A 3,005-nucleotide genomic window follows, 5' to 3' on the forward strand; every position below is an offset into this window, starting at 1 on the left:
TTACACCACTATGGTCCATACTGTTGATATGTTAAAAGCATTAGAAGTTTCACATGATATATTCATAATATCTGCACATAGAACACCAGAAAGGCTCTTCAATTTTGCTAAATCTGCACAAGAAGAAGGTTTTAAGGTTATTATAGCTGGTGCAGGAGGTGCAGCTCATTTACCTGGTATGGTTGCGTCACTAACTTGTTTACCAGTTATCGGCGTTCCTGTGCATAGTAAACAATTAAATGGGCTGGACAGCCTACTCTCTATAGTTCAAATGCCAAAGGGTGTTCCAGTTGCAACCATGTCTATAGGGGAAAATGGAGCACATAATGCTGCCATTACCGCCGTATCTATATTGTCAATTTCTAACAGTGAAATTGCAGGTAGGTTAAAAAAGTGGAGAGAGAAGCAGACCAAAGAAGTAAAAGAAAAACCAGTTTCATAATAAATCTATGGCAATAATTCTTTTAGACACAAAAACCATAAACCGTATAGCAGCGGGGGAGGTGATAGAAAGGCCAGCAAGTGTAGTAAAGGAATTAGTGGAAAATGCAATAGATGCTGGAAGTTTAGAAATAGAGATTAAAATAGAAAGTGGTGGGCGTAACCTTATTATTGTGACAGATGATGGTAACGGAGTAGAAAAAAACGATTTAGAACTTGCGTTTATGCGCCATGCTACTTCAAAATTGAGCGACAATGAGTTGATAGAAATCAAGCATCTTGGCTTTAGAGGAGAAGCTCTGCCTTCAATAGCAGCAGTAAGTAGGATAAAATTATCGTCTAAGGCAAGAGAAGCAAATGAAGCATGGTCTATAAGTTATGAGGGTGGAGAGAAAATAGGGGAGCAAACTCCTTACTCTTTATCACAAGGCACACATATTGAAGTACGAGATTTATTTTTTGCCACTCCAAATAGACTAAAATTTCTAAAAACTGAAAGAGCAGAAACTCAAAGCATTGTTGATATTGTAAACAACCTAGCAATGATTAACTATCATATAGGGTTTACTCTCACTTCAGGTAATAAAAAGCTCTTAAAATACGCTAAGCAGACTTCGTTATTTCATAGATTGTGTGAAGTAGAAGAAGAATTTCAGGGCAATTCTTTGGAGATCAATGAAGAAGAAGACGGCATTAAACTTACGGGACACATCTGTGAGCCGACCGTCAATCGTGGTAAGTCCACTCAGATCTATACGTTTGTTAATGGAAGGCCAATTAAAGATAATTTACTTATTGGCGCAGTTAGGTATGCATATCATGATTTTATTCCAAGCGATAGGTATCCTTTTGCAGCGTTACATTTAGAGATACCTTATGATCAAGTAGATGTAAATGTGCATCCAAATAAGTCAGAAGTAAGGTTTCAGAATAAGAAGCTCATATATGAGATAATGACAAGAGGATTAATTAAAGCATTGTCAAGAAGGATAGGCACTTTTCCAGCGCATGACCAGAAAATGGATTCAACATTGCCGGATCCTTTTGATAAACCTAATGTTCAAAAAGAATTTTATGAAAAAAGACCAAGTCCTTTTAAAAATCAACTAATAAAAGAATTTGCTTCTCCAAATGAAAAAGCAAAAGGCTTATCAGAACAGTCAAAATCGTTTGATTATACCGGCATACAGAAATTTCCATCACAAGCGGAGACTATGGTTCTAGAAAAAAAGGTGTTAGAGCAAGTTGATTTGATAGAGAGCCACCCGCTCGGGTTTGCACGCTGTCAGGTCTATAATACTTACATTATTGCCGAGGTAAGAGACAAATTGATTATAGTCGACCAGCATGCAGCCCACGAAAGGCTAGTATATGAATGCTTAAAACAAAAATCAAGTGTAAAAAGACAAAAACTACTTCTTCCTGAAACGGTTGAAATCAAAAATCAAGCCGGAATGGAGATGATTGAAATCTATAAAGATAAGTTATTTGAAATGGGTTTTGATATTGAGATCAAACCAGAAAATAAAGTGATAGTAAAAGAAATCCCTGCAATTTTGGGAGCAATAGATGTGAAAGAGATGCTAATTAATATAGTCGATAGATTAACGGAAATAGAAGATACATTGCCAGTAGAAGATAAAGTGAACAAAATATTGGCCACTATCGCTTGTTATGGATCAATTAGAGCGGGTAGAAAAATGAGATTAGAAGAAATGAATGTGCTGCTTAGACAAATGGAAAAAACCCCATATTCCGGGCAATGCAACCACGGAAGACCAACTTATATAGAAATGAAACTCAGTGATATTGAAAAACTTTTTGAGCGTAGGTAATGAGGTTGCCATAAATATGTAAGTGCTCCTTTCTCGTCATCCAAGTAGCTCATAGAAACGAAAAAACTTCCTTGACAAACTCCTCCAGCGCCCTTATTATAGTATTAAGGGTATTTATGACTCAAAACTTGTTTTTGACCTGCAGGCTCAATGACAAAATTCAGTAAAAAACTCAGGGTATTTTTTGGCGGATTACATAAAATTATAGCGGCTGCATGTCTTTTAAATTTTTTCTACATTCAGCCAAACCGCGCTTAAACTAAGCGTCAGCACATTATTACAGCGCCACTTACAGTAATATAGAGTCAAAACTCGCTACTCGGGGCTTCTTTTGCCTTTTTTTCGTTTGGTAAATTTCTTAAATATTTATGGCTAAAGTAACTTAAGTTCACCGACAATCGTCATCCCGCTACGTGTGAGCGGGATCTATGCTTTGAGATACCGCGAATGAATCGCGGTATGACGGTTCGCGGCGGCGTGACGATAAGCTCGTCATCCCGCTGCTTGTTAGCGGGATCTATGTTAAGGTATAGTAGGGGATCTATGTTAAGAGATACCGCGAATGAATCGCGGTATGACGGTGTAGATGATGGTTAAGTAATTCGTCATCCCGCTGCTTGTTAGCGGCTAAGAGATACCGCGGCATGACGTAGGATTGTTGTCATCCCGCTGCTTGTTAGCGGGATCTATGTGAGATACCGTGAATAAATCACGGTATGACGGTTCGCG

At 38.0% G+C, this 3,005-nt stretch carries 2 protein-coding genes; both read left to right on the forward strand.

The window, feature by feature from the left end; all coding sequences use genetic code 11:
* A partial coding sequence (purE, locus tag OZD62_RS02570; RefSeq protein ID WP_275019364.1) for a 5-(carboxyamino)imidazole ribonucleotide mutase occupies positions 1 to 442 on the forward strand: 442 nt, incomplete at its 5' end.
* A 7-nt stretch (positions 443 to 449) separates the two neighbouring features.
* Complete coding sequence (gene mutL / locus OZD62_RS02575) at positions 450 to 2,276, forward strand: DNA mismatch repair endonuclease MutL (RefSeq protein ID WP_275019365.1); 1,827 nt, start codon at positions 450 to 452, stop codon at positions 2,274 to 2,276.
* Positions 2,277 to 3,005 lie beyond the last annotated feature (729 nt).

Origin of the sequence: Wolbachia endosymbiont of Drosophila seguyi (assembly GCF_028981765.1) — a bacterium.
GTDB lineage: Bacteria > Pseudomonadota > Alphaproteobacteria > Rickettsiales > Anaplasmataceae > Wolbachia > Wolbachia pipientis.

Coding starts and splice junctions, on each gene's coding strand:
- mutL (WP_275019365.1), top strand. CDS start 450: ATGGCAATAATTCTTTTAGACACAAAAACCATAAACCGTATAGCAGCG.